This is a genomic window from Telluria sp. ZB4P37, assembly GCF_059685855.1.
Genome location: NZ_JCASID010000001.1, coordinates 203,467 through 218,906, shown reverse-complemented (window position 1 = coordinate 218,906; position 15,440 = coordinate 203,467). Strand labels below are relative to the sequence as shown.

Annotated in this window: 11 protein-coding genes, 1 pseudogene and 1 riboswitch; of the genes and pseudogenes, 3 read left to right on the top strand and 9 right to left on the bottom strand. The window is 65.5% G+C overall.

Going from position 1 to position 15,440, the window contains the following annotated elements; all coding sequences use genetic code 11:
* Nucleotides 1-33 precede the first annotated feature (33 nt).
* The 4 genes from AC56K1_RS01095 to AC56K1_RS01080 all read right to left on the bottom strand — a co-directional run bounded on the left by AC56K1_RS01095 (nt 34) and on the right by AC56K1_RS01080 (nt 5,538).
* Nucleotides 34-2,982 (bottom strand): putative bifunctional diguanylate cyclase/phosphodiesterase, encoded by a 2,949-nt coding sequence (locus AC56K1_RS01095; RefSeq protein WP_497156006.1) that lies wholly within the window; start codon nt 2,980-2,982, stop codon nt 34-36.
* Nucleotides 2,983-3,091: 109 nt separating this feature from the next.
* Nucleotides 3,092-3,880 carry an N-acyl amino acid synthase FeeM domain-containing protein gene (locus AC56K1_RS01090; protein ID WP_497156005.1) on the bottom strand — a complete coding sequence of 263 codons (789 nt, stop codon included), beginning with the start codon at nt 3,878-3,880 and terminating at the stop codon, nt 3,092-3,094.
* Between the two features lie 238 nt (nt 3,881-4,118).
* The gene (locus AC56K1_RS01085) at nt 4,119-4,967 is read right to left on the bottom strand and encodes a PhzF family phenazine biosynthesis protein (RefSeq protein WP_497156004.1); all 849 of its coding nucleotides are present in this window, start codon (nt 4,965-4,967) and stop codon (nt 4,119-4,121) included.
* A gap of 97 nt (nt 4,968-5,064) precedes the next feature.
* Complete coding sequence (locus AC56K1_RS01080) at nt 5,065-5,538, bottom strand: VOC family protein (RefSeq protein ID WP_497156003.1); 474 nt, start codon at nt 5,536-5,538, stop codon at nt 5,065-5,067.
* A 130-nt stretch (nt 5,539-5,668) separates the two neighbouring features.
* Here AC56K1_RS01080 and AC56K1_RS01075 point away from each other — a divergent pair.
* A pseudogene (locus AC56K1_RS01075) lies at nt 5,669-6,061 on the top strand (MFS transporter); the annotation flags it as partial.
* Nucleotides 6,062-6,103: 42 nt separating this feature from the next.
* On the opposite strand, the gene AC56K1_RS01070 reads toward AC56K1_RS01075, so the two are convergent.
* Entirely contained in the window at nt 6,104-6,811 is a 708-nt protein-coding gene (locus tag AC56K1_RS01070) for a glutathione S-transferase (protein ID WP_497156002.1), read from the bottom strand.
* Nucleotides 6,812-7,138: 327 nt separating this feature from the next.
* On the opposite strand from AC56K1_RS01070, the gene AC56K1_RS01065 reads away from it, so the two are divergent.
* Nucleotides 7,139-8,110 (top strand): DUF535 family protein, encoded by a 972-nt coding sequence (locus AC56K1_RS01065; protein ID WP_497156001.1) that lies wholly within the window; start codon nt 7,139-7,141, stop codon nt 8,108-8,110.
* Between the two features lie 151 nt (nt 8,111-8,261).
* Nucleotides 8,262-8,366, top strand: a riboswitch (TPP riboswitch).
* A 92-nt stretch (nt 8,367-8,458) separates the two neighbouring features.
* Nucleotides 8,459-10,591, top strand: coding sequence for a TonB-dependent siderophore receptor (locus AC56K1_RS01060; protein ID WP_497156000.1), 2,133 nt, complete (start codon nt 8,459-8,461; stop codon nt 10,589-10,591).
* Between the two features lie 40 nt (nt 10,592-10,631).
* On the opposite strand, the gene AC56K1_RS01055 is transcribed toward AC56K1_RS01060, so the two are convergent.
* The 4 genes from AC56K1_RS01055 to AC56K1_RS01040 all read right to left on the bottom strand — a co-directional run bounded on the left by AC56K1_RS01055 (nt 10,632) and on the right by AC56K1_RS01040 (nt 15,056).
* A complete protein-coding gene (locus tag AC56K1_RS01055) occupies nt 10,632-11,606 on the bottom strand; it encodes an HDOD domain-containing protein (protein WP_497155999.1) in 975 nt (324 codons plus the stop codon).
* Between the two features lie 62 nt (nt 11,607-11,668).
* Entirely contained in the window at nt 11,669-12,220 is a 552-nt protein-coding gene (locus AC56K1_RS01050; RefSeq protein WP_497155998.1) for an AAA family ATPase, read from the bottom strand.
* A complete protein-coding gene (gene pnuC / locus AC56K1_RS01045; protein ID WP_497155997.1) occupies nt 12,217-12,810 on the bottom strand; it encodes a nicotinamide riboside transporter PnuC in 594 nt (197 codons plus the stop codon). Before pnuC ends, AC56K1_RS01050 begins: the two co-directional genes overlap by 4 nt.
* A gap of 104 nt (nt 12,811-12,914) precedes the next feature.
* The gene (locus AC56K1_RS01040) at nt 12,915-15,056 is read right to left on the bottom strand and encodes a S46 family peptidase (RefSeq protein ID WP_497155996.1); all 2,142 of its coding nucleotides are present in this window, start codon (nt 15,054-15,056) and stop codon (nt 12,915-12,917) included.
* Nucleotides 15,057-15,440: the final 384 nt, after the last annotated feature.

The window sequence follows — 15,440 nt, the reverse complement described above, 5'->3', positions numbered from 1 at the left end:
GGTCAAATCACCTTCGATCTGCCCGCTCCCACCTCAATGCAAATCATGCAGCCGCGTCACGCTTGCCAGGTGCGGCGCTGACTGCGCGCAGATCACCTTCAGCACGTCGAGCACTTCGGGGTCGGTGATGAAATCGGCCGACGATCTGGCCTCGAGCATGCGCTCGGGCGGCAGCGAGCGCGCCACGGCCCAGCCCTGCACGTAGTCGACGCCGATCTCCGACAGCGTCTGCACGGTGGCGGCGTCTTCCGCCCATTCCGCGATCGTCTTCATCCCCAGGTTCACGGCCAGGCTCACGATCGCCTCGACGATGGCGACGTTGGCCGGGTGGGCGTTGATGTTGACGATGAAGTTGCCGTCGATCTTCAGCACGTCGGCCGGCAGCTCTTTCAGGTACGAGAACGAGGTATAGCCGGCGCCGAAATCGTCCAGCGCCACCTTCACGCCGAAGCTGCGCACCTGGTCGATGAAGCGGCGCGTGTTGTCCAGGTCGTGCAGGGCGACACTTTCAGTGATCTCCAGGCACAAACGACTTGCGACATGCACGTAGCGGCTCAGGATGTCGAAGGTGTCCTGCACGAAGCGCTCGTCGTTGAGCGAGGCGCCGGACAGGTTCATGCAGACGAAACGGGTGTTCACCAGCTGGTCGATGTTCTCGGCGATCCAGGCCAGGGTGGTGGACAGCACCCAGCGGTCGATCACGCTGGCGCGCCCGCTCTTCTCGGCCGCCGAGATCACGGCGCCTGCCGGCACGATGCGGCCATCGGCTTCGCGCATGCGCAGCAGGACTTCGAAATTCAAGGACTCGTGCGGGTGCTTGAGCGACATGATCGGCTGCATTTCCAGCAGCAGGCAGTCGGTGGCGTTGGTGCTGGACAGGCGCGCCACCATGTCCAGTTCGGCCGCGCGCTGGCGGAAGGCTTCGGCGCCGCGCTCATACACCACCAGGCCTTCGCCCGCCCCCAGCTTGGCTTCGCGGCAGGCGCGGTCGGCGGTCGACACCGCGTCTTTCATGGCGATGCCCGGCGTGACTTCGATCAGGCCGACCGAGCCGCGCACGTGGAAGGCCTTGTCGCCCACCCGGTAAGGCGTGTTGCCGAGGCGGTCGACGATGCCGCGGCAGATGATCGAGGCCAGCGGCACCGCCGTCTCCGGCATCAGGATCACGAACTCGTCGCCGCCGACGCGGCCGATCTGCTGGCCGCCGGCCAGCATGGTCGCCATGCGTTCGCAAACCTGCTTGAGCACTTCGTCGCCGGCCGCGTGGCCGAACAGGTCGTTGATCAGCTTGAAGCGGTCCAGGTCGACATAGGCCAGGGCCATCGGCTTGCCGGCGGCCAGGCCGCTGGCTGCCTGCGCGAATTCGCGCTCGATGCCGCGGCGGTTATAGACCTTGGTCAGCGGGTCGTTGTTGGCCATGAACTGCAGCTGGGCCGTGGCCTTGTACTTTTCGGTGGTGTCCTGCAGCACGCCTTCGATGCGGGCGCGCGCCAGGGTGGCGCTGACCAGGAAGCGCTGGGTGCCGTCGCGGCTGGTCAGTTCCATCTCGGCCTCGGCCCTGGCATGGACTTGTTCGTGCAGTTCGGTCCAGGTGCTTTCGGTGAAGAACTGGCGCCATGCGGTGCGGCCGGCAACGAAACTGGTAATGCCCAGCATTTTTTGCAGGGCCGGGTTGACGCTCAGGAAGTGGCCGTACATGTCGAGCGTGAACAGGCCCACCGGCATGGCCTGGTAGGCATGCTCGAGTTCCTGCTGCGCCGCTTCGCGCTGCTCGGTCTCGGTGCGCATCTGCTCGGCCACGGCCAGCGCCGCCAGCAGGCTCGATGCCAGGGCGGCGGTGACGCTGTTGATGATGCCGAGCAGTTCGCGCATGCCGAGCGCAGCCGAGGCGACCTCGGCGATCGTGGCCAGGAAACTGACCGCGAACGAGGCGGCGAACCAGGAGGCGACGCGGTTGCGCGACTCCGCAATGATCTTGAACAGGCCGACCGTCATGACCGAGAAGCAGCACACGGTAATGCCCCACAGCAGCGGCAGGTACATGCCGTACGGCAGGAACATGGCGGCGGCCAGCATCGGCAGGCAGAGCCACTGCATGATGCGCATCGGCAGCACGTAGCGCATCGCGGCGATGTTTTCACGCAGCAGCGCCTGGTACAGAGTGAGCGTGGCGATGCCATAGAGCGTGATCGTCAGCGAGCGGCTGCGCAGCAACCAGTCGGACGGCAGGGTCTGGCCCAGCCACTGGATGTCCCAGCCGGCCGACAGCGCGCCCACGCGCAAATTCAGGATCAGCCAGCCGGCGAACAGCACGTACAACGGCTGGCGGTTGATCAGGGCGGTAATCAGGATGAACAGGGCCAGCACCACCATGCCGCCGTCTAACAGGCCCGACTTGCGGTGGTATTGCTCGACCGAGAGTGCGTACTGGTCCGACGGCCATTGCAGCACCGACAGGCGCGCCGGGCCGGCGAAGCGCGAGCGGCACAACAGCGACGACGGCAGCGGCGCCAGCTTCAGGGCGAAGCCGGCTTTCGAGGCTTCGATGAAGCCGGTGCCGGCGCCGCGCGTGGCCGTGCCCAGCGGGGCCAGGCTGCCGGCATCCCAGCAGGCGACGTCCTGCGCATGGCGCGAAGGGAATTCCACCACCTGGCTGCCGGCGCGCGGCATCGGCTCGAAAGCGAACCAGACCGGATCTTCGGACAAATGGGTGTCATAACCGGTGACCAGTCCGCCGGCTTTGGCGCGCGCCAGCGCGGCGCCCGGCGCCAGCGAGGCTTCGGTCTGGACCGCGACGACCATCGACAGCGGTACGTCGCCTACCGTGCGGTACTGGTCGTGCCAGAAAACCAGGGCGATCAGGGAAACGATCCCGATCCCGAGCGGAATCAGGTAATAGGCAAAGACCTGCAACACCCGCTCCACCACCGCGTGTGCAGCGGCGGGAAGCGTAGAACGGCGTGTGGGTGCTGGAATGGGCATAGGCAGTATCAAGGCGGTCGAATGCCCCCACCGTTGCCGGGGGGAGCGCCAAAGCGCAAGGATACAGCCTTATATTGATGCAGTCATGCAATATGTTTTAAATATGCCTTCAGGCGAAGGCGAATTCGCGTGCCTGCAACGCCGGGTGCGCAGGGACGTGGGCGCGCGGCGCCACCTGGGCCGGCGGCGGCGTGGCCGGGCCGATGTCGATGTCCGGGTGGTGGGTGTTGAAGAAGAAGTTCAGCAGCGGGTGGCGCGCCTCGGTGTAGCGCTGCTCGAAGCTGGCGATCTCGAAGGCCATCACGCGGTGCGGGATGTTGCCGACGTGGCGCAGCGCGACCAGACCCTGCTCCGGGAACACATCGGTGAACAGCATCTGCTCGTACTGGCGGTCGACCGGCGGGCGGCCGGTGGCGACCGAGTAATCGATGGCGTTGTCTTCGCAATACATGAAGCAGGCCTTGACTAGTGCCACTTTGACCATGCGGCCGACGCGGCCCTCGTCGATGCCCAGGCGCGTCGCTTCGACCAGGCGGCGGCCCTGCAGCCAGTGCGGCAGCTCGATCGATGCCTCGACGCCCAGCGGACGGTGCAGGTTGCTGCGAATCCGGGTGCTGCCAAGGGGCGAACCGTCGAGCTTCGATTCGGCCAGCAGGACGATGGTGTCGTCGTCGTAGTCGGCCGCTTCCGGCAGGGCCAGCGTGCGCGCGAATTCCGGCACGTGGCGGGCGTAGGCGGCGTGGCGGACCTGCACCGCTTTCAACAGGTCGGCCTCGGTTTCAACCCGGCGAATGGTGAAGGGCAAGCGCTCGGTCGCGCGGCCGGCCGCACGTGCTTCGCGGGCAGCGCGCACGCCGGCGCTGGCTGGGTTGGAGACGACTGGGTCAAACAGCGACATGACGGGGGACTCCTCGGGTTGAAAGAATGAAACAGAACTTATCTGAATCAAATTATCAATCCGATCACTGGCAATCTAATTGCTGAGTAGAAGCACTTTATGCCTTCTATTTATCCTACTCCAGTGAAAGAACTGTCCTACATCAAACCGTGCACGTTAAAAATAGTGTAGAAAAAAATGCAGGCTGGATAAGCAGCACGTCCGGACCGCCGCGCACGGCCTTTAACTGGCTCCAGCATCACATCATGCGCGCGGTGCCCGACACCCGGATCGAACTGCCCGGCTCCGGCCCGATCTCGGCGCTCAAGCGCGAGCGCATGCCCATGTCCTCGCCCTGCACTACCTCGATGCGCCCGCCGTGCGGCCAGCCAAGGTCGCGCAGGTAAGCAGCAAAGGCCGCAGTGCCGGCGCCGGTGGCGGGGTCTTCCAGCACGCCGCCGGAGGCGAAGGGATTGCGGGTATGGAAGAGCTGGGGGGTTTCCGCATACACGAGCACGACCGTCACCAGGCCATGCCCGTTCATCAGGCGCCGTCCGGCGTCGAGCTCATAGGACATGCGCGAAAGTAGAGCGCGGCTCTTCAGCGCCAGCACCAGGTGGTCGGCGCCGCCATGGGCCAGCGCCGGCGGGATGCGCTCATCGAGGTCGGCGCGGGTGTAGCCGAACAGGGTCAGCGCGGCGTCGACCAGCGGCGCCGGGGCCGGCTGGCTGCGGGTAGGCGGCGACTGCAGGCTGGCCGCCACGCCCGCGCCGTCGACCCGGCCCTCGACCGTGATGGCTGCCGAGTTCAGGGCCAGCGAAAAACGGCCGTCGCCGAAACGCCGCGCCAGCGCCGCGCCCAGTGCGATCGTGGCATGGCCGCAGAACGGCACTTCGGACTCGGGAGAAAAATAGCGCACCCGCCAGCCCTCGCCCGCCGGCGCCGCGAAGGCCGTCTCGGAGAAACCGATGGCCTGCGCCAGCTTCGCCATCTCGGCTGCCGGCGGCAAGGCGCCGCCGATCCAGACCCCGGCCGGATTACCGCCTGTGCCGCCGTCGTCAAACGCTGCGATGCGCAGCACCTCGTCCAGATTCGCAATGACTTCCATGGGTAAGTAGTCCCGTCGTTAAGGAATCGTCATCATAGCGCGCCCTCCGCGGCCTTGCCGGCCTTCCCGCCGGCGCCTGCGATTTCACCGGCCGGTTCTACCCCATCCCCTGCTGCATCGCTTGCGCCATTTCCTCGGGCGAGACGTCGCGGATATGGGTGGCGATCGACCAGCGGTGGCCGAATGGATCTTCGACCACACCGTAGCGGTCGCCCCAGAACATGTCGGCCGGCGCCATCCGCGCCTTCGCGCCGGCCTCGACGGCGCGCTCGAACAGCTGGTCGACATCGGGCACGGCCAGGTGGATCGTCACCGGCGAGCCGCCCAGCGTGCTCGGCCCGATGGCGTCCCAGTCGGGAAACTCGTCCATCAGCATCACCATCGAATCGCCGATGCGCACGGCGGCGTGGGCCAGCAGGCCGCCCGGGCCGGGCAGGCGCATGATCTCTTCGGCGCCGAAGGCGCGCTGGTAGAAATCGATGGCCTCGGCCGCGCCGGCGCAGACCAGGTGCGGGGTGACGGTGTGCATGCCGTCTTCGACGGGCTTGACTGCGGATTGGGGGGCGTTCATGGGATCTCCTCGGGTTGGACAAGCTGAATGACCTTAGCCCCGGCTGAAGGTTCATGCAACCTCCCAAAGGCTTGACCCGGGCGCACGCTACGACCAATAGTTAGACATTCATCTAATGAGAAAACGACCCGTGGCCCTGGTCACCGGCGTGCCTCTCGGGACCTTCATCGGCCAGCATGTCGGCTGGCAGGCTAGTTCTCTCGCCGTGTTGCTGCTGGGCGTGGTCGCCATGATCGGCAGCTCGATCCTGGCGCCCTCGAACATCTCCGACAGCAAGCCACCAAGCCTGTTGACCCAGCCCGCCGTGCTGCGCTAACCGCGCCTGCTCCTGGTGTATGCCATCACCACCCCCGGCTACGGGGGCTCCTTCATCGCCTTCACCTACCTGGCGCCGATCCCGCAGGAAGTCTCGGGTTTTGCGGCCTCCAGCGTGGGCCTGGTGATGCTGGTGTATGGCGTCTCTGTCGCGGCCGGGAATATCTGGGGCGGCAAGCTGGCCGACCGCAAGGACCCATTGGCCGCGCCGTCCGGATCTGCGGCGTGAGTCGCATGCGACGAACGCGGCTTATTCGTCCAGCTCCGGATAATGTCGGAAGATCCCGTTCTCGTTGAACGGGACGCGCCGCGCCGAGGCCAGGTAGGCCGCGATATTCGGCCGCGCCGCGACCCGGTCGCGCAGCAGGCCCAGGGCCGGATACTCGCCCTCCAGGCGCTTCATCGCATTCGGGAAGGCATGGCGCAGGCCCTCGACCACCTGGAACAGCGACAGATCGGCATAGGTGGGCTTTTCGCCCACCAGCCAGTGGCGCGGTTCGGGATTGGTGAGGATGCGCGAGAAGTAGCCGAAGAATTTCGGCAGGCGCGTGTCGATGAAGTCGGCGGCGCGGCGCTGGGCTTCCGGCTTCTGGTCTTCGTAGTAGAGCGAGGTGGCGATCGGGTGGTGGGTGTCGTGGATCTCGGCGACCAGGTCGGCGATGGTCAGTTGCAGCTGGTGGGCCCAGAGGCGCCCCGGATCGGTACGCGGCGCCAGGCCATGCTGCTCGCCCAGATAGAGCAGGATATTGGCAACCTGGCCTATCGTCATCTCGCCGACCTTCAGGAAGGGTGGCGCGAACGAAGGATGGGTTTCGGTGTCGAGCGCGGAGAGCAGCAGGTCCATCCCGCCGGGGCGCCGCGCCACGTCGACATATTCCGCAGCGGCCTCTTCGAGCGCCAGCCGGACAAATTCTCCCCGCCCCTGAATGCCCGGCCAGTAAAAAAGTTCGTACACCATCTCGCTCCCCCAAGGTGTTTCGGTTTGGCGCAATTATCGGCGATGAATTGGAAGCGTGTCGCCGCACAAACATGGTAGTCTTGTTTGCCCGTCAGGCGAAAACAAAAAGTCAAACAATAGAGAGAGACCACATGACCGCTTCTTCTGACCCAGGTTTCACCCCCTCATTCCTTTTGCACTATCCGGGCACAAGCTAGCTTTTCGGCAGATAATGCTTTGCGGAATTAACTTTCTGCAAAGTCAGCCCGTCATCCTGTGACGGGCATCGAGTTAAAGACAGGGCGCCCTTGCCGCGCCCGCAACTTTACGCCGAATGGAGCGCCCCGCATGATCTTCGCTCACTTGACAAAGCATTGGCTCGCCCGCCGCGGCCAGTACACGCCCGCTTCCTGGATGCTCAGCATCGCGCGCAGCCTGCGCGTGCTGCGCTACTGGCGCGAGCACCAGGCCCTCTGCCGTCTCGACCTGGTGCGCCGCTTCGTCGCGGCCGCGCCCAACGACGACCTGTTCCACCACCTGAGCCACCGCAGCTACCTGTCCAAAGACCTGAGCGCGCGCCAGCGCGTGCAATGCGTGCTCTCGCATTACCGCTTCGAAGACACGACCTTCGGCAACGCCTATCACCAGCTGGTGTATGGCAGCGGCGGCCTCACCCTGTGGCAGCACCAGGCGCAACTGGAAAGCGGCGAACACAGTTTCCTCTTGCGCCTGGAGATGGCGCCGCGCAGCGATGCCGAGGGCGACCTGACCATCTCGCTGGTTGCCGACGGCAAGTACCTGCACCGCCTGTCGTACACCTGGGTCGATGGCCAGCTGGCCGGCGTCGAGCTGCCCATGGTGCCTTTCGTCACGCGCAACCAGGGCCGCTGGATTGATTCCGGCGCCGCCTTCGACGCCTTCGAAGAAACCTTCCCCAACAATTCGCCGAGCTTCTTCTGCTTCGCCGCCATGCAGGGCGTGGCGCAGGCGGTGGGCATCGACCGCGTGGTGGCCATCAAGTGCACCTCGCACATCGCCTACAACCCGCTCGACATCAAGCATTTCGAGAACGCCTACGACGGCTTCTGGAAGGTGCTGGGCGGGGTCGAGATGCCGGGCCGCAGCTATCTGGTGCCGCTGCCCTTCTACCTCAAGCCGCTGTCCGAGATGCCGTCCAAGCACCGCAAGCGCGCGGCGCAGCGGCGCGAATACTGGCGTGCCATCGGCGACTCCACCCGTTCCACCATGCTGCGCCACATGGTGCCGGCCGCAAGCGCCCAGGCGCGCACGGTGGCGGCGCCTGCCACCGCGGAAGCCTGAGCCTTCGCCAAGCCCCGTCCCCGCATCCGGCGGCCTCGATCGAAGCGCGCCGGAAGCGGTGGCGGACAACGCCCTGCTACGGTTCGCGGCAATGCGGCCGCTACCACCGCTGGTCACATTCGCCACGCCCGCCCGGGACCGTGGTACACTGCCGCCTCGCTAGGGGTCCTGGACGTGCATTGCACGATTCGGGTGAGAGATACCCTTCGTACCTGATCTGGATAATGCCAGCGAAGGAAAGCGCAACGCAGTTCCCCATCTTGTTTGCCCTTCCCCCACGTTGGCTCCGGCTTTTTATATAAGCAGCGCGCCGCATCGTTATCGTGGCGCGCGAAGACGAGCAAACACATGACATTCAACCTGAAGCAATCCGTCCTCGCCTGCGCCGTCCTGCAGGCATTCTCCGCGACCGCGTCGGCGCAGCAAACGCTTGAGGGCGTCGCCTCGGTGGTCGTCAGCGGCAGCCGCTGGGTCGCCAGCGACCGCGCCAGCATCGGCGGCTTTTCAGATGCCCCGCTGCTCGACACCCCGGCGGCGATCAGCGCCCTGACCCGCACCCAGATGCAAGACCTGTCGATCCGCAACGTCACCGATGCGGCCCGCTTCGATGCCTCGGTGGGAGACGCCTATAACGCGGTTGGCTATGCCGAGCAGTTCTCGATCCGCGGCTTCGCGCTCGACAACGCGACCAGCTACCGCAAGGACGGCATCGCAATTCCCGCCGATACCCAGATCCCGCTCGAGAACAAGGAGCGCATCGAGACCCTGCGCGGCCTGGCCGGCCTGCAGGCGGGCGTCGCCGCGCCCGGCGGCATGGTTAATTTCGTGACCAAGCGCCCGACCAATACGCCGCTGCGCTCGGCGCTGGTGGAAGTGAGCGAACGCGGCACCCTGCACGGCTCGGTCGACCTGAGCGGCCGCTCCGAGGACCGCCGCTTCGGCTATCGGCTCAACGCCGCGCTTGAGAACCTCAAATCCTATGTGCGCGGCGCCGACGGCGAGCGCCAGTTCGTCTCTGGCGCCTTCGACTGGCAGATCACGCCCGACGCCTTGCTCCAGCTCGACCTCGACCGCCAGCACCGCTCGCAAGTCACCGCGCCGGGCTACCAGTTGATTCGCAACGCAAGCCTGCCGACCGGCGTATCGCCGAAGACGCTGCTGAACGCCCAGGCCTGGACCAGGCCAGTAGACACCACCAGCAGCAATCTCGGCCTGCGCTTCGAATACCGGCTCAATGCCGACTGGACGGCGACCGTCAACGCGAACAAGCACTGGTTCGAGCGCGACGACTACACCGCCTTCCCTTATGGCTGCAGCAACGAAGGCGACGGCTACTACCCGGGCTACTGCTCCAACGGCGACTACGACGTCTACGACTACCAGAGCGTGGGCGAGCGCAAGACCCCTTGGGGCGCGCAAGCGCTGCTGCAGGGCCGCTTTGCTACTGGCGCGGTGCGCCACGCATTGACCGTGGGCGCGGCCATGTCGGAACGCCACGACAGCTTCGGCGAATACGTCTACGACTACGCCGGCTACAGCAATATCTACGACAACCTGCAGGTCGATCAGGCACCGGGCAATCCCGCGACCGGCCCGGTGACGGCCCGCCGCAATGACCTTGAGCGCTCGCTGTTCGTGCAGGACGTCGCCACGCTGTCCCAAACAATGACGCTGCACACCGGCCTGCGCTACGTGAAGCTCAAGCGCGACGAACTGGCCGAGATCGGTCAAGCGCGCGTGCATGCCATTGACTCCTTCGTGCTGCCGAGCGTGGCGCTGGTGTACAAGCCGGCGCGCGACTGGAGCGTCTACGGCTCGCTGAGCCACGGCCTGCAGCATGGCGGCATCGCCGAGATGGGCACCACCAACGAGAACACCGCCCTGCCGCCGAGCCGCTCGAAGCAGCTTGAACTCGGCGTGAAAGGCATGGTCAATAACGCGGCCATGGTCTCGGCCGCGCTGTTCGACATCACGCAGGGCCTGGAATACGTGAACGCCGCCGGCACCTTTATCCGCGGCGGCGAGCAACGGCACCGCGGGCTGGAACTGGCGGCCCAGGGCAAGCTGGGTACGGACCTGAACTACAGCCTGTCGATGATGTCGCTGGACGCGAAACAGACCGGCACCGGCGACGCCGATGTCGAAGGCAAGCGCGTCACCAACGTGCCGGAGTTCCGTTCGACTGCGTGGATGGAATATGCGGTGCCGGCGGTGCCCGGCCTGAAACTGTACGCGCTGTGGCAGTATTCAGGCAGCAAGGCCTTCGATCCGGCCAACCGGGCGGTGGTGCCGGGCTACCACGTGGCGGGCCTGGGCGGCTCGTACGCGTTGAAGTTCGGCGCGATGCATACGATCCTGCGCGCCCGCGTGGACAATGTGTTCGACAAGTTTTACTGGCGCGACGTGACGCAGTCGCTGGGCGGCTACCTGCTGCCGGGCGCGCCGCGCACCTTCCGCCTGTCGGCCCAGTTCGACTTCTAGAAGCGTCCCTGCCTGCCACCTTCGCCGTGGCAGGCAGCGCTCAATCGCTGAAGTCGGCCAGCTTGCCCAGGCAGCGGCGCTGGAAGCCGTTCAAGCCTGTGGCCACAAAAGCGCTTTCCGGCTCGATCACCCCGGCGTCGAGCAGCAGGCGCAGCTTGGCGATGCGGTCGCCCTGGGCCAGGGCCTGGGCCAGGTGCGGCGCCGCCGCTGCATCCGGCTCCCCTGAGCGGGCGATCGCCTCGACCACGTCGGCCGGGAAATCCCAGTGCCGGGCAATCACCGAGGACAGCTGGCGGCTGGCCTCGAACAGTGCGATCCCGAAGCTGCCCGCGCCCGGAACCTTGCCCTCGCAATGGCGGTCCGCCACCTGGAAGGCTACCTGCAGGCCCACGTTCTGCATCAGGCCGGCCAGGTAGGCTTCGAACACGCTGGCCGACAAGCCGGGCGCCATCACGCTGGCGGCAAAGGCGCAGCGTTCGGAGTGGCGCCAGACGTTGGGCGCCACGGCGCGCGCGACACCCTGGACCTTGACCCGCACCAGCGGCCGGAAGGCGACCCGCGCCAGCAGCATGCGCAGGCCGTTCAGGCCCAGCATCGCGACTGCGCCGTCGAGGGTCTCGATCGGCTTGACCGGCCGGTAATATGCGCTGTTGGCTTCGCGGATCACTTCGGCGACCAGCACCAGGTCGCGCCCGACTTCGGCCGCTACCGCGGCGCTCGAGATATTCTCGTTCGACAGCGCGTTGAGCAGTTGCGTGATCAAATCCGGGATGCGCGGCACCAGGCCGGACGCATTTTCGGGATCGTCCGCCAGGGCGTGCACTTCCGCCAGGATCGCCGCTTCCGCCTCAATGGTGGAGTTGCCGCGGCTCGATGCAGTCAGCCAGCGGTAGAAGACGGTGTCGATATCGAGCACCGCGTCCTCGCTGTCCACGGCTGCCGCCGGGCCGGGGCCGGCGGGCGTATCGGTCTCCTTGCTGGTGCCGCCTAACAAGCGGTCTATCCATTTTTTCACGGTACACCGCCATCGGTAGAAGAAAAAATTATTCTAATACCATACAGCAACAAATCCTAGCACTAAGAAGCGTTTCCTTGAGCTGCGGCGTTGCCTTGCCCCCCCAGCAATGCTTCTACCTGCTGCAGCCGGTGGCCCAGTTCGCCCTCCAGCAGCACGTAGGGGATGCCGCGCGACGCCAGGGTCTGCACCAGCATCCGGTGCACGTTCTGGCGCACTTCCTCCGATTCGCGCTGCAGGCCGTCCGGCTCCCAGGGACCGTCGGGCGCCGTCACCAGGGTCCAGGCATAGTCGTGGCGGCTGTCCAGGCGGGCCAGCTGCGGATCCACCCTGCCCCAGTACTGGCGGCTGTACAGCGCCGTCATCAAGGGCGTGGTATCGCAGAACAGGTAGCGCGTGGCGCGGCCAGCCAGCGCATCCTCGCGCGCGCGCTGGGCGCAGGCGATCGGGTACTGGTCGCTCTCGAAGGGCACGCGGGCGTGGGTGTCGACGAACTCGCGCAGGTATTCGGGCACCCACAGGGTTCGATAGCGCGCGGCCAGCGCCTCGGCCAGCGTGGACTTGCCGGACGACTCGGCGCCCAGCACCGCGATGCGCAGGACCGGGGCCGTCATGCGTCCTTCCTTGCGATGTTCGACCAGGCGCGCAGGCCGGTGTAGGCCAGCACCACGAACAGGGCATACAGGAAGGCGGTCAGGTTCAGGCTCTTGTAGACGTACAGGCCGACGTAGAGCACATCCACCACGATCCAGACGATCCAGTTCTCGACCTTCTTGCGGCCCAGCAGGAGCTGGCCCACCAGGCTGCCGGCGGTAAGGAAGCCGTCCGCATGCGGCACGTCGGTGTCGGTGTAGTGGTCCAGGAAGGACGACAGCAGGATGAAGCCCGCGGCCCAGGCGGCAATCGCCCAGCCCCAGGCCGCGCGCCTCAGGCGCGTCACCACGAGCGGCTGATTGCCCGCGCCGTGCAGCCACTGGTACCAGCCCCAGCTTGACGCCGCGATGAAGACGAATTGCAGCCCCATGTCGCCGTACAGCCTGGCGTCGAAGAACACGACCGCGTAGGTAGCGGATGAGGCGATCGAGAACAGCCAGGCCCAGTGCTTCTGGCGGATGTTGAGGATTACCGTGGTGATGGCGAGCAGAAAGGAGACCAGTTCCAGCGGCGTGGTGGCCAGCCCGGCGAGGGTAAGCGTTTCGTTCATGTGGTCCAATCGGAAGACGCCGGATGGTAACAGCCGCGGGTAGACAGGACAAGGCCGCGGCGGTGTTCACCGCCGCGGCCTTCATTGACTACGAACCCGGCTTCTTACTTCTTCGGGTACTTGACCGTCATTTCCATGAGCAGGTTGTCGGCCCGGTCGACTTCCTTCATCACCCACAGCATGTAGCGGATGTCGACGTGGATCGCGCGCGTGATGGCGCTGTCGAAATACCAGTCCTTGGTGATCGACTCATAGGTCGAATCGAAGTTCAGGCCCACCAGTTCGCCGCGCTTGTTCAAGACGGCCGAACCCGAGTTGCCGCCGGTGGTATCGGCGCTCGACAGGAAGTTGACCGGCACGGTGCCCAGCGCCGCATCCTTGAACACGCCGTAGCGTTTCTGCTTCACCGCATCCGTCAGCGCGGCGGGCACGATGAACGGGTCCTTGGTAGTGCTCTTCTCGACGATGCCTTCCACGGTCGTGAACGGGCCCTTCACCAGGCCGTCGCGCGGCGAGTACGGCGCCACGGTGCCATAGGTGACGCGCAGCGTCGAGTTGGCGTCCGGGTAGACCGGCTTGCCCTGCGATTTCTTCCAAGCGATCACCGCGCTCATGTACTGCGGGATGACGCGTTCGAGATTGCCTTCGAGCTCATTGCGGCGGCTCTCCAGGACCATGCCGGTGTCGTGCAGGCGCACCGCCATCTGGATGAACGGGTCGCCGGACTTGCGGAAGGCGTCCGGATCCTTGCCGATCCAGGCCAGGCGCTTGGCGGTGTCGCCCAGTTCGCTCGCCTTGTACATCGCGCCCAGCGCACTGGGCGCCGGCAGCAGCGCGTCAAGACCTTGCGGTCGCAGCTTGGCGTCGATGCGCGCATAGCGCGCCAGGGCCGCGCCGTAGCGCGCTTCGTCCACGTTCGCCACGAAGGACTGTTCGAGGCGGGTCAGGCGCGCCTTGATGAAGGACAGGTCGCGTTCCTGGTAGCCGGTCTCGCGCTGCGGGTTCGGCTTCTGGCGTTCCAGCGCCAGACGGTACAGGGTGCGCGCGCTCTTGAGCAGGTCGCTGTGGGTGGCTTCGGCCCAGGCGGCTTCCTGGCGCGACTGCGCCATGTCCTGCGCGATCACGGCGTCTAACTCGCCAAGCATGTTTTTCGAACCATTGGCGCCGTTCTGCTTGTGCCAGGCACGGAATTGGGCGTCCTGCACGTCCTTGATCGCGGCGATGTCCTTGCGCGCGAAGCCGTCGAGCAGGCCCTGGGTTTTCTTGAGCACGTTGTTCAGGCTCTTGGCGACGCTGGCATAGCGCACGTCCCAGGCCGGGTTGCCCTGGGTCGCGGCGGCGATCACCGACAGGTCGGCGGTGATGCTCGCGACCTTGGCCGGGAAGTCGAGGTCGCGCGCGAAACGGATCTCCGACGGCAGCTTGTAGCGGCTGGTGCGGCCCGGATAACCGGCCAGCAGGATCGGGTCGCCGTTCTTCAGGCCTTCGGCCGACACCACCAAAAAGTCCTTCGACTTGTAGGGCACGTTGTCGGGCGAGGGATCGGCCGGGCGGCCATCCTTGCCGACATAGGCGCGCAGGAAGGAGAAGTCGCCGGTCTGGCGCGGCCATTCGTAGTTGTCGATGTCGCCGCCGAAGTTGCCGATCCGGTCGGACGGCGCATACACCAGGCGCACGTCGCGGATCATCAGCTGCTTGATGCGGTAATACTCCAGGCCCCGGTGGAAGGCCGGCACCGAGCAGCGGACCGACTTGTCGGTCTCGCATTCGGCAATCAGGGTCTTGATGCGCGACTCCACCAGCTCGTGGCGCTCGCGGCCGCTCATCGTGGGCGCCAGGCCCTTGAGCACGCGCTCGGTCACGTTCTCGACCTTTTCGGTCACGTAAACCAGGGCGTTCGGGCCGCCCGGCAGCTCTTCGGCGCGGGTTTTGGCCAGGAAGCCGTTGACGATGTAGTTCTTCTCCGGGGTCGCATTGCGCTGGATGGCGCCGTAGGCGCAGTGGTGGTTGGTGACCACCAGGCCGTCCGGCGAGACGAAGGAGGCCGAGCAGCCGCCCAGCGACACCATCGCGCTCATCGGGTGCTTGCCCAGGTCGGCCAGCTTCTCGGCCGGCATGGTGATGCCGATGCGCTTCAGTTCGGATTTGAGTTGCGGCAGCTGGTGCGGCTGCCACTGACCTTCATCGGCAGCAGCATGGGCGCCCAGGCCCAGCAGGGCGACAGGCAAGACGATGGATTTGAACAAAATGAACCCCAGGATGGATGGAAAAAACAGCCGCGAGTATAGCTTTCCTGTACCCGAGGCGGGTCGTTTTTTTGGCGTCTTGACGCCTGTAAAGTGCGACCCGGACGCCCCGGTTCCGGACGCCTTGGACACTGCTCGAAGCGAGATCCTGCATCGGGCGCCGATATTCGGGCATTTGTCCGGTGATTGACCGCATCCTGAACTGGTTCAAACGACGGAATAAAAGCTTATCGACGAGCGACCATTTTTTTATAATTTCCTATTGGCTACGGTGCGTAGGCATATTGCGACCTTGTCTATACTTAAACCCAGAACGGTACCTACACCTTCTAAACCTATGCGCGTTTTATTGCAGAGTTCAGGACCCGTGTAAAACACAACGTT

Coding starts and splice junctions, on each gene's coding strand:
- AC56K1_RS01080 (WP_497156003.1), bottom strand. CDS start 5,538: ATGAACGCCCCCCAATCCGCAGTCAAGCCCGTCGAAGACGGCATGCAC.
- AC56K1_RS01070 (WP_497156002.1), bottom strand. CDS start 6,811: ATGGTGTACGAACTTTTTTACTGGCCGGGCATTCAGGGGCGGGGAGAA.
- AC56K1_RS01060 (WP_497156000.1), top strand. CDS start 8,459: ATGACATTCAACCTGAAGCAATCCGTCCTCGCCTGCGCCGTCCTGCAG.
- AC56K1_RS01050 (WP_497155998.1), bottom strand. CDS start 12,220: ATGACGGCCCCGGTCCTGCGCATCGCGGTGCTGGGCGCCGAGTCGTCC.
- AC56K1_RS01090 (WP_497156005.1), bottom strand. CDS start 3,880: ATGTCGCTGTTTGACCCAGTCGTCTCCAACCCAGCCAGCGCCGGCGTG.
- pnuC (WP_497155997.1), bottom strand. CDS start 12,810: ATGAACGAAACGCTTACCCTCGCCGGGCTGGCCACCACGCCGCTGGAA.
- AC56K1_RS01085 (WP_497156004.1), bottom strand. CDS start 4,967: ATGGAAGTCATTGCGAATCTGGACGAGGTGCTGCGCATCGCAGCGTTT.
- AC56K1_RS01065 (WP_497156001.1), top strand. CDS start 7,139: ATGATCTTCGCTCACTTGACAAAGCATTGGCTCGCCCGCCGCGGCCAG.
- AC56K1_RS01095 (WP_497156006.1), bottom strand. CDS start 2,982: ATGCCCATTCCAGCACCCACACGCCGTTCTACGCTTCCCGCCGCTGCA.